Origin of the sequence: Paludibaculum fermentans (assembly GCF_015277775.1) — a bacterium.
Lineage (GTDB): Bacteria > Acidobacteriota > Terriglobia > Bryobacterales > Bryobacteraceae > Paludibaculum > Paludibaculum fermentans.
Genome location: NZ_CP063849.1, coordinates 7,366,007 through 7,382,645, shown reverse-complemented (window position 1 = coordinate 7,382,645; position 16,639 = coordinate 7,366,007). Strand labels below are relative to the sequence as shown.

11 protein-coding genes are annotated in these 16,639 nt (G+C 62.7%); 4 read left to right on the top strand and 7 right to left on the bottom strand.

Translation table 11 applies throughout. From position 1 onward, the window contains the following. Positions 1 to 36 precede the first annotated feature (36 nt). Entirely contained in the window at positions 37 to 1,269 is a 1,233-nt protein-coding gene (locus IRI77_RS29270) for an MFS transporter (protein WP_194448508.1), read from the top strand. Between the two features lie 14 nt (positions 1,270 to 1,283). Beyond that, positions 1,284 to 2,702, top strand: a complete 1,419-nt coding sequence (locus IRI77_RS29265; protein ID WP_194448507.1) for an oxidoreductase — start codon at positions 1,284 to 1,286, stop codon at positions 2,700 to 2,702. Here IRI77_RS29265 and IRI77_RS29260 read toward each other — a convergent pair. The 5 genes from IRI77_RS29260 to IRI77_RS29240 form a co-directional block, all read right to left on the bottom strand. Continuing rightward, entirely contained in the window at positions 2,699 to 3,766 is a 1,068-nt protein-coding gene (locus tag IRI77_RS29260; protein ID WP_194448506.1) for a sialidase family protein, read from the bottom strand. The genes IRI77_RS29265 and IRI77_RS29260 overlap by 4 nt on opposite strands. A 13-nt stretch (positions 3,767 to 3,779) precedes the next feature. After that, a complete protein-coding gene (locus tag IRI77_RS29255; RefSeq protein WP_194448505.1) occupies positions 3,780 to 6,593 on the bottom strand; it encodes a TonB-dependent receptor in 2,814 nt (937 codons plus the stop codon). A 56-nt stretch (positions 6,594 to 6,649) separates the two neighbouring features. Beyond that, positions 6,650 to 7,042 carry a hypothetical protein gene (locus IRI77_RS29250; protein WP_194448504.1) on the bottom strand — a complete coding sequence of 131 codons (393 nt, stop codon included), beginning with the start codon at positions 7,040 to 7,042 and terminating at the stop codon, positions 6,650 to 6,652. 86 nt (positions 7,043 to 7,128) lie between these two features. Continuing rightward, positions 7,129 to 8,505, bottom strand: a complete 1,377-nt coding sequence (gene xseA / locus IRI77_RS29245) for an exodeoxyribonuclease VII large subunit (RefSeq protein ID WP_194448503.1) — start codon at positions 8,503 to 8,505, stop codon at positions 7,129 to 7,131. Positions 8,506 to 8,625: 120 nt separating this feature from the next. Continuing rightward, positions 8,626 to 9,024, bottom strand: a complete 399-nt coding sequence (locus tag IRI77_RS29240; protein ID WP_194448502.1) for a cytochrome c — start codon at positions 9,022 to 9,024, stop codon at positions 8,626 to 8,628. 520 nt (positions 9,025 to 9,544) lie between these two features. Here IRI77_RS29240 and IRI77_RS29235 point away from each other — a divergent pair. Then, positions 9,545 to 13,072 (top strand): carboxypeptidase-like regulatory domain-containing protein, encoded by a 3,528-nt coding sequence (locus IRI77_RS29235; RefSeq protein ID WP_228486378.1) that lies wholly within the window; start codon positions 9,545 to 9,547, stop codon positions 13,070 to 13,072. Between the two features lie 78 nt (positions 13,073 to 13,150). Here IRI77_RS29235 and IRI77_RS29230 read toward each other — a convergent pair whose 3' ends face one another. Then, entirely contained in the window at positions 13,151 to 14,356 is a 1,206-nt protein-coding gene (locus IRI77_RS29230; RefSeq protein ID WP_194448501.1) for an outer membrane protein assembly factor BamB family protein, read from the bottom strand. 93 nt (positions 14,357 to 14,449) lie between these two features. Continuing rightward, a complete protein-coding gene (locus IRI77_RS29225; protein ID WP_194448500.1) occupies positions 14,450 to 15,622 on the bottom strand; it encodes an acyltransferase family protein in 1,173 nt (390 codons plus the stop codon). Positions 15,623 to 15,954: 332 nt separating this feature from the next. Here IRI77_RS29225 and IRI77_RS29220 point away from each other — a divergent pair, with 332 nt between their 5' ends. Next, positions 15,955 to 16,578, top strand: coding sequence for a hypothetical protein (locus tag IRI77_RS29220; RefSeq protein WP_194448499.1), 624 nt, complete (start codon positions 15,955 to 15,957; stop codon positions 16,576 to 16,578). Positions 16,579 to 16,639: the final 61 nt, after the last annotated feature.

Genomic DNA, 16,639 nt, shown 5'->3' with positions numbered 1-16,639 from the left:
CACTGGCGGGCCGTGCGCCAGGAGCCTCGCACTCGAATGAAGAAATCCTTCTACGGCTGGTGGATTGTCGCCGCCGCCTGCTTCACCTTCGGCCTTTCCACGGGTATCCCGTACTACAACATCGGGTTTTTCTACGACTACATCGCCCGGGACTTTGGCTGGACCCGCGAGCAGATTACTCTCGGCTTTCCGCTAGCCGCGGCGCTGACGATCTGGATCGGGCCGCTGGTGATCCACCGTTTCAGCCCGCGCAAACTAATCCTGATCGGGACGGCCTTAACGTGTATCGCGTTGATGGGCTTCGGCAACATGCCCGGCGTGTTGTGGATGTACTACGGCTTCTGGGTGCTCTACACCATCGGTTACTTCCTGTCCGGCCCGCCGCCGCACCAGATCATGGTTTCCCAGTGGTTCCGCCGCAATCGCGGCAAGGCCATGGCGATTGTGTATGTCGGCGTCGGCCTGATGGGTTCGCTGGGCAGCTACCTGGTGAAGCCGCTGACGGAGAAGTTCGGCTACCACACGGCGCTGATGATCCTGGGCGGGATGTTGTTCCTGTCGTGGCCGCTCGTTCTGTTCGTGCTGAAGGACCGTCCATCCGATATCGGACAGAATCCGGACGGCGACGATCAGCCCGGCGCCGAAGCGGCTGTTGTCTCCAAGACCTTCAAGGAACTCGCCGCCAGCAAGGCGTTCTGGCTGCTGCTGATCGGCAGCCTGTGCTCCATCGGTTCGATTGGCGCGGTGAACTTCCACATGAAGTTCGTTTTCCTGGATGAGGGTTTTACCAAGGGCGGCGAGGTGGATGGCGCGTGGCGCACCGCTTCGATCCTGATCCTGTGGTCCTCCATCGCCGGCCGCCTGTCGATCGGTTACTTCTCTGACCGCTTCTCGAAGAAGTGGGTGATGTTCGCCACCTACTTCATCGTGGCCGCGACCATCCCGTTGCTGCTGCAGGTGAAGCCGGGCGCCGACTTCTTCCTCTACGCCTTCGCCATCCTCTTCGGCTTCGGCATGGGTGCGGACTACATGATGATCCCGCTGATGGCAGCCGATCAGTTTGGCGTCAATTCCCTGGCCCGCGCGATGGCGGTGATCTTGCCGGTCAACACGATCGGCCAGACATGGTTCCCGTTCTTTGTGTCCGTGCTGCGCCGCGAATTGGGCTCGTATTCAGGAGCCATGGGCGTCGTCCTGGGCGTCGCATTTGTCGGAGCGCTGGCGATCGCCCTGCTGCCCCGTCACAAGTCGTTCAGCCAGGCCAACTAAACTAGTAGCTACGGATGCGTCATTTCATCTACCGTTCTCTTGCTGAGCTCGAAGCCGGCGCTCGGGCTCTCGGCACACAACACGTCCGCTTTGAGCACGACCCGGCCAAGGTGCAGCAGGCCTTGCTGCGCAAAGTGCAGGTGGGCGACCGCACGGCCGGCAATTCCATGGCGATCCACCCCATGGAGGGCTGCGACGGCACGCTGGCAGGCCATCCGGATGAACTGACCTGGCGGCGGTATGAGCGCTTTGCACGCGGCGGCTGCAAGCTGATCTGGTTTGAGGCCACGGCCGTGCACGAAGGCGGACGCGCCAATCCGCGGCAGATCTGGCTGAACGAAAACACTTACGATTCGTTCGCGCGGCTGTACGAGATGATGATCCGGTCGCATACGGAAGTGTGGGGTACGACGGACGACCTGCTGATCCCAATGCAGCTCACGTCCTCGGGCCGCTACTCCGTACCGACACGCACCATCGCTTATCACAATCCTCTGATCGACCAGAAAAACGGCGTGCCGGCCGATTACCCCGTCATCACCGATGACGAACTGGAGCGGCTGGAGGATTCCTACGTCGAGACGGCGGCGCTGGCGCAGCGCGCTGGCTTCACGGCCCTCGACCTGAAGGCGACGCACGGCTACCTGCTGGCGGAACTTCTGGGCGCCAAGACGCGCGAAGGCCGCTACGGCGGATCACTGGAGAACCGTACGCGGTTCCTGAAGAATGTCCTGGGCAAAATGCGCGCGCGGTTCGGCGATAAGATGCTGCTCTGCATGCGGCTGGGCTGCTTCGACAGCGTGCCGTTCGTGCGCGACGAAGCGACAGGCCTGGGCCGGCCGCTGCCCTTCCCCACCCCGTATCCCTGGGGCTGGGGCGTGAATCCCAATAATCCCCTGGAAGAAGACCTCACCGAAGTGAAACAGGCCATCACCTGGTTCCAGGAGTGGGGCATCCAGCTGCTGAACGTCTCGTTGGGCAGCCCTTACTACAACCCGCACATCGGGCGTCCCTTTGAGAAGCCGGATGACGGAAACTACGAGCAGCCGGAGCATCCGTTCCACGGAGTGGACCGTCACTTCCGCATTGCGGGCGAGTTGCAGCGCACCTTCCCGAAGCTGCCGATCGTGGGCACCGGCTACAGTTGGCTGCAGAAGTACGCTATCAACGCGGGCGCGGCGAATGTGGAAGACGACAACATAGCCTTCCTCGGCCTGGGCCGGGGCGTGCTGTCCTATCCCGACTTCGCGAAAGATGTCATCGAGAAGGGTGAACTGGACGAGATCCGGGTGTGCAAGACGCTCACTTACTGCACCTTCCTGATGCGGCAGAAATCCAATGAACTGGGGCAGTACCCCGCGGGGTGCCCGCCCTTCGACAAGCTGGTGTACGGGCCCATCATGAAGGAAGCCCGGCACGCGAAGAAGAGCTAATCCAGCCGCTTGGATTCCACGCCCCTGGGCGTCTCCCAGGCGGCCAGCACTGAGCCATCGGGCAGCGAAGTGAGATTCACGAAGGAGCCGTCTGGAGACAGAACCCGCGGCTGGCTGGAGCCGGGGGTGAGGAGTTCGACTCCGCTGGTGCCACGCGTCCAGGCCACGTAAGCACCCTTGCGGCCCTTGGCGATGGAACTGTCCTTGCCGGCGGCAATGCGCCGCTCCGGCTTGCCGGGTTCCGACAGGAAGACGTCGGACTCCCGCCGCCAGGACGACGTGACTTTGCCATTCTCAACATAGAAGCCGCCGCCGTCCATGGGGCAGGCATCCAGCTTCCAGGTCGCCTCGCCCTGTTTGGCCGCAGCCTCGAAATGTACTCCATCGGTGGACTTCGCCACGTAGAGATCGCGCGAGCCATCCAGGGCGTTCCGCCACATCACCCAGATATTGCCCTGTGCGTCGATGTGCGTCGAGGGGTGGCAGCACTGGCAGATGGTGCCGCCGGGCGATTCGTAGACCAGCACGTTCTTCGACCAGGTCTTGCCGCCATCCGAGGACTGGGAACCGTAGAGCTTCGTGCCCTTCGTCCGCAGGTCGAGCCACACCGCGAAGACCTTGCCATTAGGGCCGGCCGCCATGGCGTGAAGCCCTTCCCGCGCCGAACCAGGTTCGTCATTCACCGGCCCCGTATAACTCCAGGTCTTCCCCTTGTCGGTCGAACGCCAGGCCAGCAGGTTGCCGTCCGCGGGCAGGCCATGCGCGTGGGGGCCAGTGTCCTTTGCGGCGCCGGCCACGGCGGTGATGACGTATGCGGAATCAGTGATGGCTAGTCGGGGTCCGCGATGGCGGCCCAAGGCGAGGACGGCGGTGTCGGCCACCTTGACGGGCGCACCGAAAGATCTGCCCTGATCAGGAGAAGCGGCAAAGTAAATGGCGCCCGGTCCGCCATACGTCATGCCCACTTGGCCGTTCGAGACAGCCACCTGCGGCTGCCGCATCGGCCCAACTGGGGCGGTCGGACCATCTGAGTTCATCAGCAGAAGGAAAGCGAAAAGGAACATGATGGTCTCCTGTCTAGAAAGAGATGCGGAGGGCCAGTTGCATCGTGCGAGAATCGGCCACGGAGGTGACCTGCCCGAAGGTGGATGAGGGATTGGCGGGGTAGGCGCCGGATCCGAAGACTCCATTCAGGGTAACGCCGTTTGCGCGGTTCAAGGAGTTAAATGTCTCCGCGATGGCTTCCATCCGCAGGCGTTCAGTGAACTGGAAGGCGCGGCTGAGGCGCGCGTTCAGATTGAAGAGGTCGAAGCCCTGTCCGGCGTTGCGTTCAATGAACGCGCCATTCACCATGGGCCGCGCCGCCGTGCCCTGCACGGTGTTGCTGCCTGCCGTGATGTTGAAGGGCAGGGCCGAGTAATACTGCAGCATGCCGCCGAGTTGGAAGCCGTGACTCAGGAGCTGCCATGCCGTCTTCGCCGGGCTCATGGAGGAATGGATGGTGCCGTTGAAGACAACGCGGTGGCGCTGGTCGTCGTCGGAGCGGCCCCAGTCCTGCCAGATGTTGTACTGGTCGACCGGAGAACTGAAGAAGAACTCGCCCACATTGGCGAGGGCCTTCGAGTAGGTATAGGAGATCCGGTAACTGCCCCAGCGCGAGGGCCGCTGGACGAAGGAGACATGCAGTCCGTCGTAGCGGGAATCGGCCAGCGGGGCGTACTGGGTGTTATTCGCGTAGTTGGGATTCGGCCGGCAGCCGTTGTTCGTGCCGGCAGCCACGCACGTGGGCACGTTCCGATTGAGCGACACGATCAGGTGCAGGCCGCGCAGATGTTCGTAACCCACGCTCAGGGTGCCGTGGGCGCCCAACTGCTGCTCCACTTCCAGACTGCCTTGCGTGGAGTAGGCGTTCTGCATGTTCACGTCCATGGTGGAGAAGTTCGGCAGCACCGACGCGGGCAGGGCCCCGATGACATTGGGGAAAACCGGAGCGCCGGCCTGCGTGGGGCTGAGGCTGACGCTGATCTGGCTGGCGGGCGTGACGATGGTGGAGTTGCCGCTGGAAAGCAGGGCGTTGGCGAGGGCGCGTAGCGGCACCCGATCGTAGAAGAGTCCGAAGCTGCCGCGAACCACGGTGCGCCGCGCCGCGAAGGGGGACCAGGCGAAGCCGCCGCGAGGAGAGACGTTGTTGGTGTCGGTGTGGATGGACTCGAGGAACTGCAGGTCGTAGCGAACGCCGAGGTTCAGGGTGAAGCGCGGCGCGACTTTCCACTCGTCCTGGAGGTAGAAGCCCGCGTTCGGGTTGGTTTGCGAATTCACCGTATTGCCGAAGGTCTGGGTGAAGCCGGCGTTGTTGTAGACACCGCTGAGGAAGTTGGCGAGGGACGAGAACGAATAGCTTCCGCGGAGAGTCCGGGGATAAGTGATGGTGGTGGAGTTGTAGAGGAAGTTGCCCCCGGCGCGAAGGGCGTGGGTTCCTGCCTGGTAGGAGACATTGTCCACCAGCTCGACGAGCTTGTTCTTGCGGCCCGTGGGTGAGCCGGCAAGACGGCCGAAGGTGGCGACGCCCGCGATGCTGACGGAGGGCCCGTAGATGTCATTGGGCTCGGCCGCGAGGCTGCTGGCGGTGAACTGGCCGCGAGTCTCATTCACCAGGCGGGGCGAGAGAGTGAGAATGTTGCTGGCAGCGAGGTTGTAGTCGGTATTCTCCAGTCCGGCCGCGGCGGTCGAGGCGCTCAGCCCACCGGCTCCGCGGGTGTTGCTGCTGCTGACGTCGTAGAGGCTGAAGCGCAGGCTGAATTGATCGGCCGGCCGGAACTGGTGATCGATTTTACCGATGACATTGGTCAGGCGGACGGGATTCGAGTAGATGCCGGTGGCGAGGCGCGGCCCCTGGTAGCCCGTGGCATCCAGGCGCGAATTGATGGTCGCGACATTGGCGGGCGAGATGGTCACCAGGCCGGACTGGTTCAGGTTGCGTTGCTCGAAGTTCGCGAAGTAGAAGGTGCGGTCGGCCAGGATGGGCCCGCCGAGGCTGGCTCCATACTGCGCCTGGGTGAGCGGCAGCCGCGTGGCGGAAAGTGCGTTGCTGGCATTGAAGCGCTGGTTGCGGAAGTAGCCGTAAAGATCCCCGTGCATCTGGTTGGTTCCGCTTTTGGTGATGACGTTGATATAGCCGCCGAGTGCGCGTCCGAACTCCGCCTGCCCGCCGGAGGTGACCACCTGGAAGTTGTTGACGGCATCGACGCTGTACAGCATGCCACCCAGGCCGGCCGCGTCGTCGTTGGCGCTGAGGCCGTCGACGATGAAGCTGTTCGAGAAGTTCCTCTGGCTGGCGATGGAAATGCCCTGTCCAGGCACGGCGGAGGTCTCAGGAAAGAGCTGGGTACTGGCCGTGTTGGTGGGCGAGACGCCCGGCACAAGCAGGGCGATGTCGGTGAAGTTGCGGCCATTCAGGGGGAGGCTTGCTACCTCGGCCTGGGGGACGGTGCCCGCCACCTGACTGCGGCCTGCTTCCACCAGGCTGGCTTCGGAGCTGACGTCCACGGCAGTCTCCGCCCCGCTCACCCGCAGCTCAAACGGCAATTCGAAGGCCGCGCCGACGGTGAGCACGACGCGCTGCGTGACAGGGGCGAAGCCGGGTTGCTTGACGGAGACTTCGTAGGATCCGGGACGCAAATAAGGGAAGCGGAACCGGCCTTCGCGGCTGGTGATGGTGCTGCTCGCCTGGTTGGTTTCCAGCTGCCGTGCCTGCACAGCGGCACTCTCGACGACCAGTCCGGACGGGTCGGTCACACGTCCGCTGACGCTGGCATGGCTGATTGTTTCCTGGGCGGAGGATAAAAGGCAAATAGAGATCGAATAAATTAGAAAAATCGGGCGTACTTGCATACACATCTCCCTGACATGACGGCGCCTAGGCCGTACGGTCGAATTTTTGGCGGGTGTCAGGCGGATGTCAGGGGCGGTGGGCGCTGCCGCAGGCTGAAGGCTGATGCAGTGGTAACGGTCCGAACAGCGCGGCCGGCAATCAGGCCGGCGGCGGGCCATTCCTGGGAATCGTCCGGAATCGCAGGGGGGAACAACTCCGCCGCGAGCCGGGTGGCGGAGGCTGTCTGTCCGCACTGGCCGCCACAGGACTTATTCGAGAGGATCGCGTTGGCGGGGCTGGTCTTGCGGCAGCAGCACTTCTTGCCGGTGCGGCAGCAGGCCATGCCGGACATGGAGCGCTCGGGCGAGGCCGCCGCCAGCGGCAAAAGCAGCAGCAGCGAATACAGGACGAGCAGTGTTCCGGCAACGACACGTTGCCCCCAGCGACTGAGGTGTGTGGAACCCAGCATCCCTTGGCGCCAATATAGCACGCGTCAATTGGGAGCCACGTATCATTTCGGGCTGCCGCCCGGGATGAGTTTCCGGTGGGCGTTGCTTAAACGGGCGGAAGTTCCCCGGAACCGGCAGCCCGGTCATCGACCGTGGCGCGCAGCTGCCCGGAGCGCAGCCGGATGGCGAGACCCGTGCCCGGCGGTGCATCGGCGGGCGACTTCACGATCTGGCCGGAACCGGTTTGGACGATCGCGTAGCCCCGGTCCAGGACCCCGAGCGGACTCAGGGCCTGGAGTTGCGCGGAGAGGGGATTCAAGCGCAGCGATGCCGAATCGAGGCGGCGGCGCATGAGCTCCGGCAGCGGCTGTGCCGCGTTCTGGAGACGCTGGCCCACGGCGAGCACGCGCCGGCGCATGCGGTCATCCAGCGCGTGTGCGGCAGTGTCCAGACGCCGCCGGCCGGCCGCCAGGCGGGTACGAGGATCGTGCTGGCGGAGCCGTTGATCCACGTCGTCGAGGCGCTGGCCAAGCCGGGCGATGCGGCGTTGCAGCAGGCTGGCGGCGTGTTGAATACCCTGCTCATGGAGCCGGCGGGCCGCTTGGGACAGCCGGAAGTGGATGGCCCGTTCCACGCGATGGGTGGTTGTTTCGAGCGACGTCAGGATATCGGCGCGATTGCGAACGATCAGCTCCGCGGCGGCCGATGGAGTGGGCGCCCGCAGGTCGGCGACGAAGTCGGCGATGGTGAAGTCGGTTTCGTGGCCAACGGCGGAAACTACGGGCATCGGGCACTCCACGATGCAGCGCGCGACGGCCTCTTCATTGAACGTCCAGAGATCCTCAATCGAACCCCCACCGCGACCGACGATGATGACGTCCGGCCAGCCGGATTCCGCGAAGTAGAGCAACCCTTCGCAGATGCCATCGATGGAGCCTTCGCCCTGAACCGGTGTGGGGAAGAGCCGGATGTGGAGACCGGGAAAGCGGCGGCGCAGGACCGTCAGCATGTCGCGGATGACGGCTCCGCGCGGCGAGGTCACAATGCCGATGCGGCGCGGGAAGGCCGGGAGCGGACGTTTCCTTTCCGCCGCGAAGAGTCCTTCCGCGGCCAGCCGCGCTTTGAGCTGCTCGAAGGCGAGTTGCAGGGCTCCGAGCCCCTGGGGCTCCAGCGAGGAGACGATGAGCTGGTATTCTCCACGCTCCTGCCGCACTTCAATAGAACCGCGCGCGACCACCGCGAGCCCGTCGTTGGGTTTGAATCGCAGGTAGCGGAGGGTGTTCTTGAACAGGACGCAACGAAGCTGCGCGCCGGAGTCTTTCAGCGTGAAGTACGCATGTCCGGAGGTCCAAACCTTGTAGCCCGAGATTTCGCCGGTGATGCGGACGTCATCGAAGCTGCGGGTGAGCAGCCGATGGATGGCGGCAGTGACCTCAGTGACGGTGAAGACGGAGGGCGCGGAGTCGAAGCTGAGTTGTTCCATCCGTAGGATTAGGGTCGCATACGATGGACGATGGCGGCTGGCGCGAGCCCGAGACATCCGTACCGCCGCATCAGGCTGCGGTGGCATCTCAGGCGGGCTGAGTGCCACCACGATTCCGGTCTATTTCAACTTGTAGCTACCGTCGGCACCCTTCTCGCGATGAGCTTCGTGACACCCCTTGCAGGTACCGCCCAGGGTTGCAAACGCAGTCGACGCCTTCTCGAAATCGCCGGCCTGCGCGAACTTGGCAACATCCGCGGCAGCAGCCTTGGCCGTAGCCGCCGCCTGTTCGGCGTCCGCGACCGCCTTCGACTTGTAGAAACCGTGCACCTTATCGAAGGCGTCAGCGACTTTCGCGGCAGACGTCGCGGCGTCGGCCGACTTCGCTTCGATCGCCTTCTTGGTCGCGCCCATATTGCCGCCAACCGTCTTCATCCAACTCGGAAACTGAGCCTCGTCCTGACCCAGCAGGGCGCCCAATGAAAAGACCGCCAACAGCAGGCCAATTCTGATCTTCATTTGCAAACACCTCTCCTCGCGGCAGCGCCGCAGATTCTAAACTGTTTGGTCATTGTACGAAGGCCGTCCATGTTTGTCACCAGAAGCGGTGTGCGGCGCCCGGCGCGGGCTGTTCTCTCCAGGAATTCAGATCAGCCTGACGTGTGTGTATATAGGCAAATTCCGGCAGGCAGAATGCGCGGGAATCTTACTGTTGCGCTAAGTGTACGCAACTTAACAGGAAGGCTACGAAAAGTTTCTCAGGCACCCAACGGACGTGTTCCACGCAAGTCCTTCATTTTCATACGGTAGCCTCTATGAATGTTTTCCAATTCTATCGTTTGATTTCCTTTTGACTTGTGTTTGGATTTCTCGCATGGTATCACTTTCGTATCATCTCGCAGGGCAAGTTGCCAGACTGCGAAGTCTTGTGGGGTAGGAGCGCTTTATGCTGCATCTCAATCGACGTTTGATCACAAGCCTGATGCTTGCGGTCGCTGTCTGCGTCGCGCCAGCGGCTCTCTGGGGACAAGGAACAGACTTGGCCGGCATCCGCGGCACGGTCACCGATATCTCCGGAGCCCGGGTGCCTAATGCCAAGGTGACCATCACGGATCAGGGCACGCAGTCTGTACGTTCTCTGGTAACGAACTCAGAGGGTGAGTACGAGCTCACGGGCCTGAAGTCGGGGAGCTACAAGGTCTCCTTCACGGCGACAGGTTTCAACACATTGGAGTTCAGCGGTGTCACGTTGCGGACCAGTGAAACCGCACGTCTGGATGGACACCTGGAAATCGGCCGCGCCAACGAAGTGGTCGTCATCAAGGAAGAGGCACCCATGGTTCAGACCGACAACCCCACGGTTGGCGGATCGTTGAACAATGAGCAGGTAACCGCCCTGCCGCGCGACAGCCGCGACTACACCTCATTCCTGTACCTGAGCCCGAACATCACCCAGAGCAGCTCGAATGGAAGTTTCAAGTTCCTGGGCGCGCAGAGCTACGGAGCGAGCTTTTCGGTGGATGGCCAGCGCACCAATGGTGGTGTCTTCGGCGGCCCCACCACCAGCCAACCGTCGCTGGAAACCGTCGGCGAAGTCACCGTCCTGTCGAATAACTTCACAGCGGAGTTCGCCGGCATCGCCAACATCCGGGTGAGCACACGGCGCGGCGACGCGCAGTACCATGGCTCAGCCTTCTGGGATAACAAGAACTCCGCCCTGGCGGCCTGGGACATCCGGGACAAGAACGGCCAGGCGGCCTTTGTCCCAACCCCAGCCACGGCGAGCTACCCGAATCCGTATTTCAACCTCAACGAGTTCGGAGGGTCGTTTGGCGGCCCGCTGCCGAAGATCAAGAACACCTACTTCTTCGCGGCATACGAACGGCAGTATCTGAACAGCCCCGTATACATTCGCAACACGAAACTGCCGCACCCCTCCCTGCTCGCCGGTGACTTCACCAAGATCGCTGATTCCGTGAAGCCTTTGGTGCCCGCTGGAATCACACTCACCCCGTCCGAAATTGCGCAGAATACGCTGGACGGCGCGGGTGTCCGGTTCACCACCATTCCGCAGCGCCTGCTGAATAGCACCACGGCAAAGCTCATCCAGAGCTACTTCCCGCAGATCAGCACCAGCGCTCCGATCAACCCCGCCAACGGCCGCCTGGTGGAGTATTCGACAAATGTGCCCGGCACCTCGGTTCGCAACCTGGGCACGATCCGCGTCGATCACGACTTCCGGGAAGCCGACCGCGTCTACGTGGTCTACAACGCCCAGAGCCAAATTTCAGCCAACAGTGCGGTGGTTGCGCCCTTCCTCCCGCTGGGCCTGACGCAGAACGATCGCCGCAACGACACACTCTCCATTTCGGAGATCCACATGTTCGCGCCCACGGTGATCAACGAAGCCCGCGGCGGATTCAACCGTGTACCGAACCTGCGGCGCTCCAACAACACGCTGCGCCAGTTCCTCCAGAACATCGGCTTCAATGATGCGGACATCAAGGCCTACGGTGACGTGATCACTCCTTCCGCGCTGGACACCTTCGGACACCCCGCCGTCAACCTGGGCACGAACTTCCAGGGGCTGGGCAATGGCGGCCGCAACACCTACCGGCCCCTCGATCAGAACCTCGTGACCTTCGGCGACACCATCACCTGGCTCAAGGGCCGCCACACGATCAAGGCCGGCGCCGACGCGGTTTACAACGCCGCCAAGGACGGTTTCACCAGCGGCCGCGGCAACCCGCGCGGTCTCATCAACTACAGCGGCGCCGGCACCGATCCGCTGGCCCGGTTCCTGATGGGCCTGCCGGCCAACACCGTCAGCTTTGTGAATCAGTTCCGGCCCCCGATGGATGTGCACAACTGGGAACAGGGCTACTTCGTCCAGGACGACTTCAAGATCCACCCCCGCCTGACCCTGAACCTGGGCCTGCGGTATGAGATCGTCACCCCGTTCACTGAGAATAACGACCTGATGGTGAACTTCGACCCGAACTACGTGGGCAATGGCAAGCGCGGCCGGTACGTCGTGCCGTCGCAAAAGACGCTGGCCTACGTGGACCCTCGTTATATCGCCTACGGCGTCGTGACAGCCGACAAACTGGACCTGCCCCGCTCTCTCGTGCGGACCGACTATGGCAACATCGCTCCGCGCATCGGAGTGGCCTGGCGGGTGACCGACAAGTTCGTACTCCGCGGCGGCTACGGCCTCTTCTACCCCACCTCGGCCGCGCAGGGCATTCGCGATCCCCTGGCGACCAACTCGTTCCAGGTGGGCCTGACGAAGACCAACACCGCGGATTCACCGCTCTCCGGCTGGCCAGGCGCCACGCATGGCACCAGCCCGATGTCCGGCGGCGCTCTGAACAACCTCAGCGGAATCACCTCCGGCAACTGGGTTCCTTTCGACCTCAAGCAGCCGCGCTTCCATCAGTACAACGTGACCCTGGAGCGTGAACTCGGCTGGCAAACCGGCATTCGCGTCTCCTACCTCGGCACCCTGATGCGCCGCCTCATCTCCGGTGTCGATGCGAACATGATCCAACCCAGCGATCAGCCGTTCGGCACAACGATTGGCGACGGCGTCACGCCTTGCACGCCCGACGATGGGGACTGCGACTATTCCGACTCCGATCGCAAGCGCCTGCCCTATCCGAACCTGGGCAACTATCTCACCAGCTTCGGCAACTTCGGCCATGGCCGTAGCCACGCGTTCCAGACCGAAGTGAACCGGCGGTTCTCGGGCGGGTTCACCCTCAGCGCGTCCTATACCTTCCTCGACCAGAAATCGACAGCGCCCGACACGGGCAACGCCAGCCTGGGCGGCACGTCCTACAACCAGTTCAATCCGGAAGCGGATTACGGCATGGACGCCTTCACGTCCCGGCACCGCTTCATCACCTACGGCGTGGCCCAGGTACCATTTGGACGAAATGCCCGCTACGGTTCCGGCATGTCCAAGCTGGCCGACACGTTCGCGGGCGGCTGGCAGCTATCCTGGCAGGCGTTCGCCAAGACCGGCACGGGCTTCTCCCCGTTCTGGCTGTGCGACAACTGCGACCCGATTACCCCGGGCAACCTTGCTTCCGGCTCAGTGGACGCCACCGGCGGCTTCTACGGAACGGCCTTCCGGCCGCTGGTAACCGGCGATCCGAACATCAAGAGCGGCGACCGCATCTGGAACCCCGACGCTTTCGGACTCATGCCGCTGGGCGCGGACTTGTTTACCAATCCCAAGGTCGCGGTCCGCAACCTGCTCACCGGACCCGGCACCTATGGCCTGAACCTGGGCGTCCACAAATCGTTCCGGTTTGGCGAGCGCATCAAGGCCGAATTGGGCGCCGACGCCAACAACGTCCTCAACCACCCGCTGAAGTCGCCCGACAACTACGACATCGGCTCGCTGGGCAACTTCACGATGAAGGTGAATCCCACCACCCTGAAGCCGGAGATCCAGGATGTCCAACCGAATCCTGACTTCGGCCGGCTGCTGACCAGCTATGCCCAGGACGGTGTCGACAGCCGCCGCGCCATCCGCCTGCGGCTGAGAATCACGTTCTAGCCATCCGGCGCCACGCGCAGCAAACAACGAAGCCGCAGCCCCACCGGGTTGCGGCTTCGTTTCGTTTGGGCCGGCTTGCTACTGCAGTTTCACGAGCGCCTGATAAGAGTCGACCCACAGGCCGCCATCCACGGGCGTCACCGCTCCGAACGACCAGTTCGCCTCGGCGGTCTTCCGCGAGTACGACCAGAGAATCGTGCGGGTGTCCAGATCTAGCGCGTAGAGGGTCCCGCGCGGAGCGGGCGCCGGTTGATTTGCCGGGCTGCCCTGGAAATAGAGCACGCGTCCCGCAACGGCCGTGGAGGGCGCTCTCTCTGTATACTGTCCGGCCAACTCCCATGCGGTCCTGCCGGATTCCTTCTCGAAGGCGATCAAGTGCCCCATGGTGATCCCAACCAGAACGGAGCCGGCATCCACCAGTCCAAAAACAGACACTGGCCGGTCGCGCCCTTCCACTGTTCGGCGAATCTCCACCGCCTTCCACCGGTCCCGGCCCGTCTCACGCTCAACCGCGTAGAGGTACGATTCGCCCGAGCCATAAATTGTGGTGGCAGTGACGACCGGTTGGCCCAGGCAGACGCCCTGGTGCACATAGGGCGCCTCGGCCCGGTACCGCCAACGCTCCTGGCCGGTTTTCGCATCGAGGGCGAGCAGGTAGTTGCCTGCCGGTTTCTTCGCATCTCCAGCCACGGCACTGGCGCTGGAGGTCAGGTAGATCGTGCCATCCATGACGATCGGCCGGGACGCACAGCCAGGACGGGAGGCGTTGAGGACAACCTTCCACCGTTCCCGGCCCGTAGCCAGGTCCAACGCATAAAATGCGCCGTTCTTGGAGAGGATGTAGGCGAGATCGCCGTATGTCGCAACCGCCGCATCCTGGACAGGGTCCGGTCCGCGCCACAACTCTTTCCCAGTCGCCAGGGAAACGGCAACCACCGCTCCGGGATAGGCCGCCGCATAAGGCACGATCACGGTTCCTCCGGAGACCGCCGGTGGCGTGGAAATGGAACCCGTCCCGGTGCTGAAGGACGGCCGGTGCGACCACTTGAGCTTGCCCGTGACGGTATCCACCGCGAATAGCCCGCCCGCGCCGGTGGGACTACCGGCCAGGATCGTCGTCCCAGCCAGAGTGGATGGCCCCCAATCCCGGAAGCCCGCATTGACGGCGAACTTCTCGACGGGCGCGGTTCGCAATGGTTTAAGCGCCGCGGGATCGGCTTGCCCCCACGCGGCTACCGCGCAAACCACTGCCATCCATGCCAGGAACACAAGTGCAGTTCGCAAGATCGGGGCGATCCTCGGCTTGTTCATGTGCACTTACTATCGCACGGACCCGCGCAGCACACTGTGCACCGGGACACCCAACCGAACCCGGCGTCAAGCGCTCTCAGGCCGTCGGGCATCGACGATGGCGGGCGCCGTCTGCGGTGCGGCTACGGGGAGACGGCGCGGGTACCTGCGTCCGTTCAACAGGACACCAATCCAGGTGGAGCGGACCATCAGGTCGTAGGAGACGATCAGAATGGCCACGGCGATCGCCAGGACGATGGGGACCTTCGCCAGGGCCGGCAAGGGCAGCGGCAGCAGGGCTACCTGCAGGCCGACGACGACCGGCATGTGCATGATGAAGAGCCAGTAGGACGCGTCCGACATATAGCGCCAACGCGGGCTGGGCTGGCTGCACAGCTTCAGGAACAGGCCCGTGCAAATGAATATGTTGAACCAGCAGAGCAGGACGTTGCCCGCGGCCTTGATGTAGGGATGAGTTCCGCCAGGCACGAGGCCATAGACAAGAAAGGCCGGCACGGCCAGCGCCAGGTAGATCCCAATATGGCTCTTAAATCTGTCGAGGAGATCACGATTGGTATACAGGAGCCAGCCGAAGGTAAAGGGAGGGATGTATGCCAGCAGGATGGGCAACTCCGGCCTGAACCCGTCGCAATCCTTCAGGTTGCCTCGCATCGCGGCCAGTTGCAGCCAGGAGAACAAGGCGAAGAGCGCAGGCGCGTACGGCCGCTGCAAAGCCCAGCGATAGATGACGTGAATGCGCTCCATCAGGCCATCCGGGAACCAGCAGGACAACCAGGCCACCACACCGCCAATGGCGTAGAGAAAAAGGAGGTATTCCAGGAACCAAAGATGAAGCGGGTGCAGCCGGCTCAAGAGCGCGCCGCTGAGAAAGGCGGGAACCACCATCTGGGTCCCCTTCTCCAGGCTGATGACGATGGCCGCCATCAAGGGGAACAACAACGCCCAGAAGAGTGCAAACGGGATCAGGACCCGCTTCACGCGATTACTGATGAACGACGCGGGGCCGCGTCCATTCCAAAGCAAAGCACCAAAGAAACCCGCCATCACGTAGAAGGCCGGCATGCGAAATGAGTGAATGATGCCGAGAGTGAAGGAGAGAGCCGTGCTGGGATGGGGATCAATATAGGGCCAGTGGCCATCGCCGGAGTATCCGACGACGACGTGCAGATAGATCCCCAACAGCATCATTGACGCTCTCATGCTGTCCAATGCGTGGTAGCGGACATTCGATGGGTTCATGGTCTTTCCAGGGAGCGCAATGCCGCGTCCAGGCGTTCGCGGCGCTCTCTCCAAACTACGAGCCATACCCTGGCGCGGTTCAGGAAACTTCAGGTGGTATGCATATTATTTAATCAGATCTTAAATTACCAGTATTCGAACATCAAGGGAACGCAGACGAGCGCCTTTAAGTAGATGCAGAGAAAGCTGGTTGCCGCAGACACCTTGTCACCGTCGTGAAAGGCCTCAACCGGAACGAGCCCCAGACCCGTCTGGCGGCACGGCAGGGGAGGGATGTATTCGGCGATGCGAGTGTGTATGATTGTGCTGTCCGGAGGTATGGACTAATGGGTATGAAACTCTTCTCTGCTGCAACGGTGACTGTTGCCGCGATTCTTTTGTCGAGCTGCTCTGAGGCTCCGCCGCCAAGCACCAAAGCCGAAACCGAAGCCAAGAAGGAAGCCGCGAAGCCTGCCGGGGCCGTCGCCGCCCGCTTGGCCTACTTCGAGATGTACAAAGTCGCCCGCACCTGGGCGCCCGATCTGCTGACGCTCAACCTGAAGAGCGGCGAGATTGCGAACATCAAGAATGACGACGGCAAAGCTGGCCTGTGGACGGCAGTCTTCGTATCCCCCAGCAAGAAGGAAGCACGAACGTTTAGTTGGGCTGTGGCCGATAGTGGGCCCGATATTCATAAGGGCATGAACATCAGCGACAAGCAGACCTGGGGCGGCGCCACACCGAACAGCAAGGCCTTCGTCAATGGTGAGTTCCTGATCGATTCCGATGCCGCTTTCAAAACCGCCAGCGACAAAGCGGCTGGTTGGCTGAAGACCCATCCGGGCATGAAGTACACGATGACCCTCGGCAACTCGTCCCGGTTCCCGGCTCCTGTGTGGTACATCATGTGGGGCAGCACGAAGGATGGCTACTTCACCTACGTGAACGCAACCACCGGCGCCGTTGTCACCGACTAGTCCTTGACAGATGCTTTCAGCGGAGGCGCGAGGCTTGTCGGTCCGGCGCCTCCGTTGTGCG

Bases quoted from the DNA above. Each gene is read 5' to 3' on its own strand.
- IRI77_RS29225 (WP_194448500.1), bottom strand. From the start codon at position 15,622: ATGAACCCATCGAATGTCCGCTACCACGCATTGGACAGCATGAGAGCG.
- IRI77_RS29260 (WP_194448506.1), bottom strand. From the start codon at position 3,766: ATGTTCCTTTTCGCTTTCCTTCTGCTGATGAACTCAGATGGTCCGACC.
- xseA (WP_194448503.1), bottom strand. From the start codon at position 8,505: ATGGAACAACTCAGCTTCGACTCCGCGCCCTCCGTCTTCACCGTCACT.
- IRI77_RS29265 (WP_194448507.1), top strand. From the start codon at position 1,284: ATGCGTCATTTCATCTACCGTTCTCTTGCTGAGCTCGAAGCCGGCGCT.
- IRI77_RS29240 (WP_194448502.1), bottom strand. From the start codon at position 9,024: ATGAAGATCAGAATTGGCCTGCTGTTGGCGGTCTTTTCATTGGGCGCC.
- IRI77_RS29250 (WP_194448504.1), bottom strand. From the start codon at position 7,042: ATGCTGGGTTCCACACACCTCAGTCGCTGGGGGCAACGTGTCGTTGCC.
- IRI77_RS29270 (WP_194448508.1), top strand. From the start codon at position 37: ATGAAGAAATCCTTCTACGGCTGGTGGATTGTCGCCGCCGCCTGCTTC.
- IRI77_RS29220 (WP_194448499.1), top strand. From the start codon at position 15,955: ATGAAACTCTTCTCTGCTGCAACGGTGACTGTTGCCGCGATTCTTTTG.
- IRI77_RS29255 (WP_194448505.1), bottom strand. From the start codon at position 6,593: ATGCAAGTACGCCCGATTTTTCTAATTTATTCGATCTCTATTTGCCTT.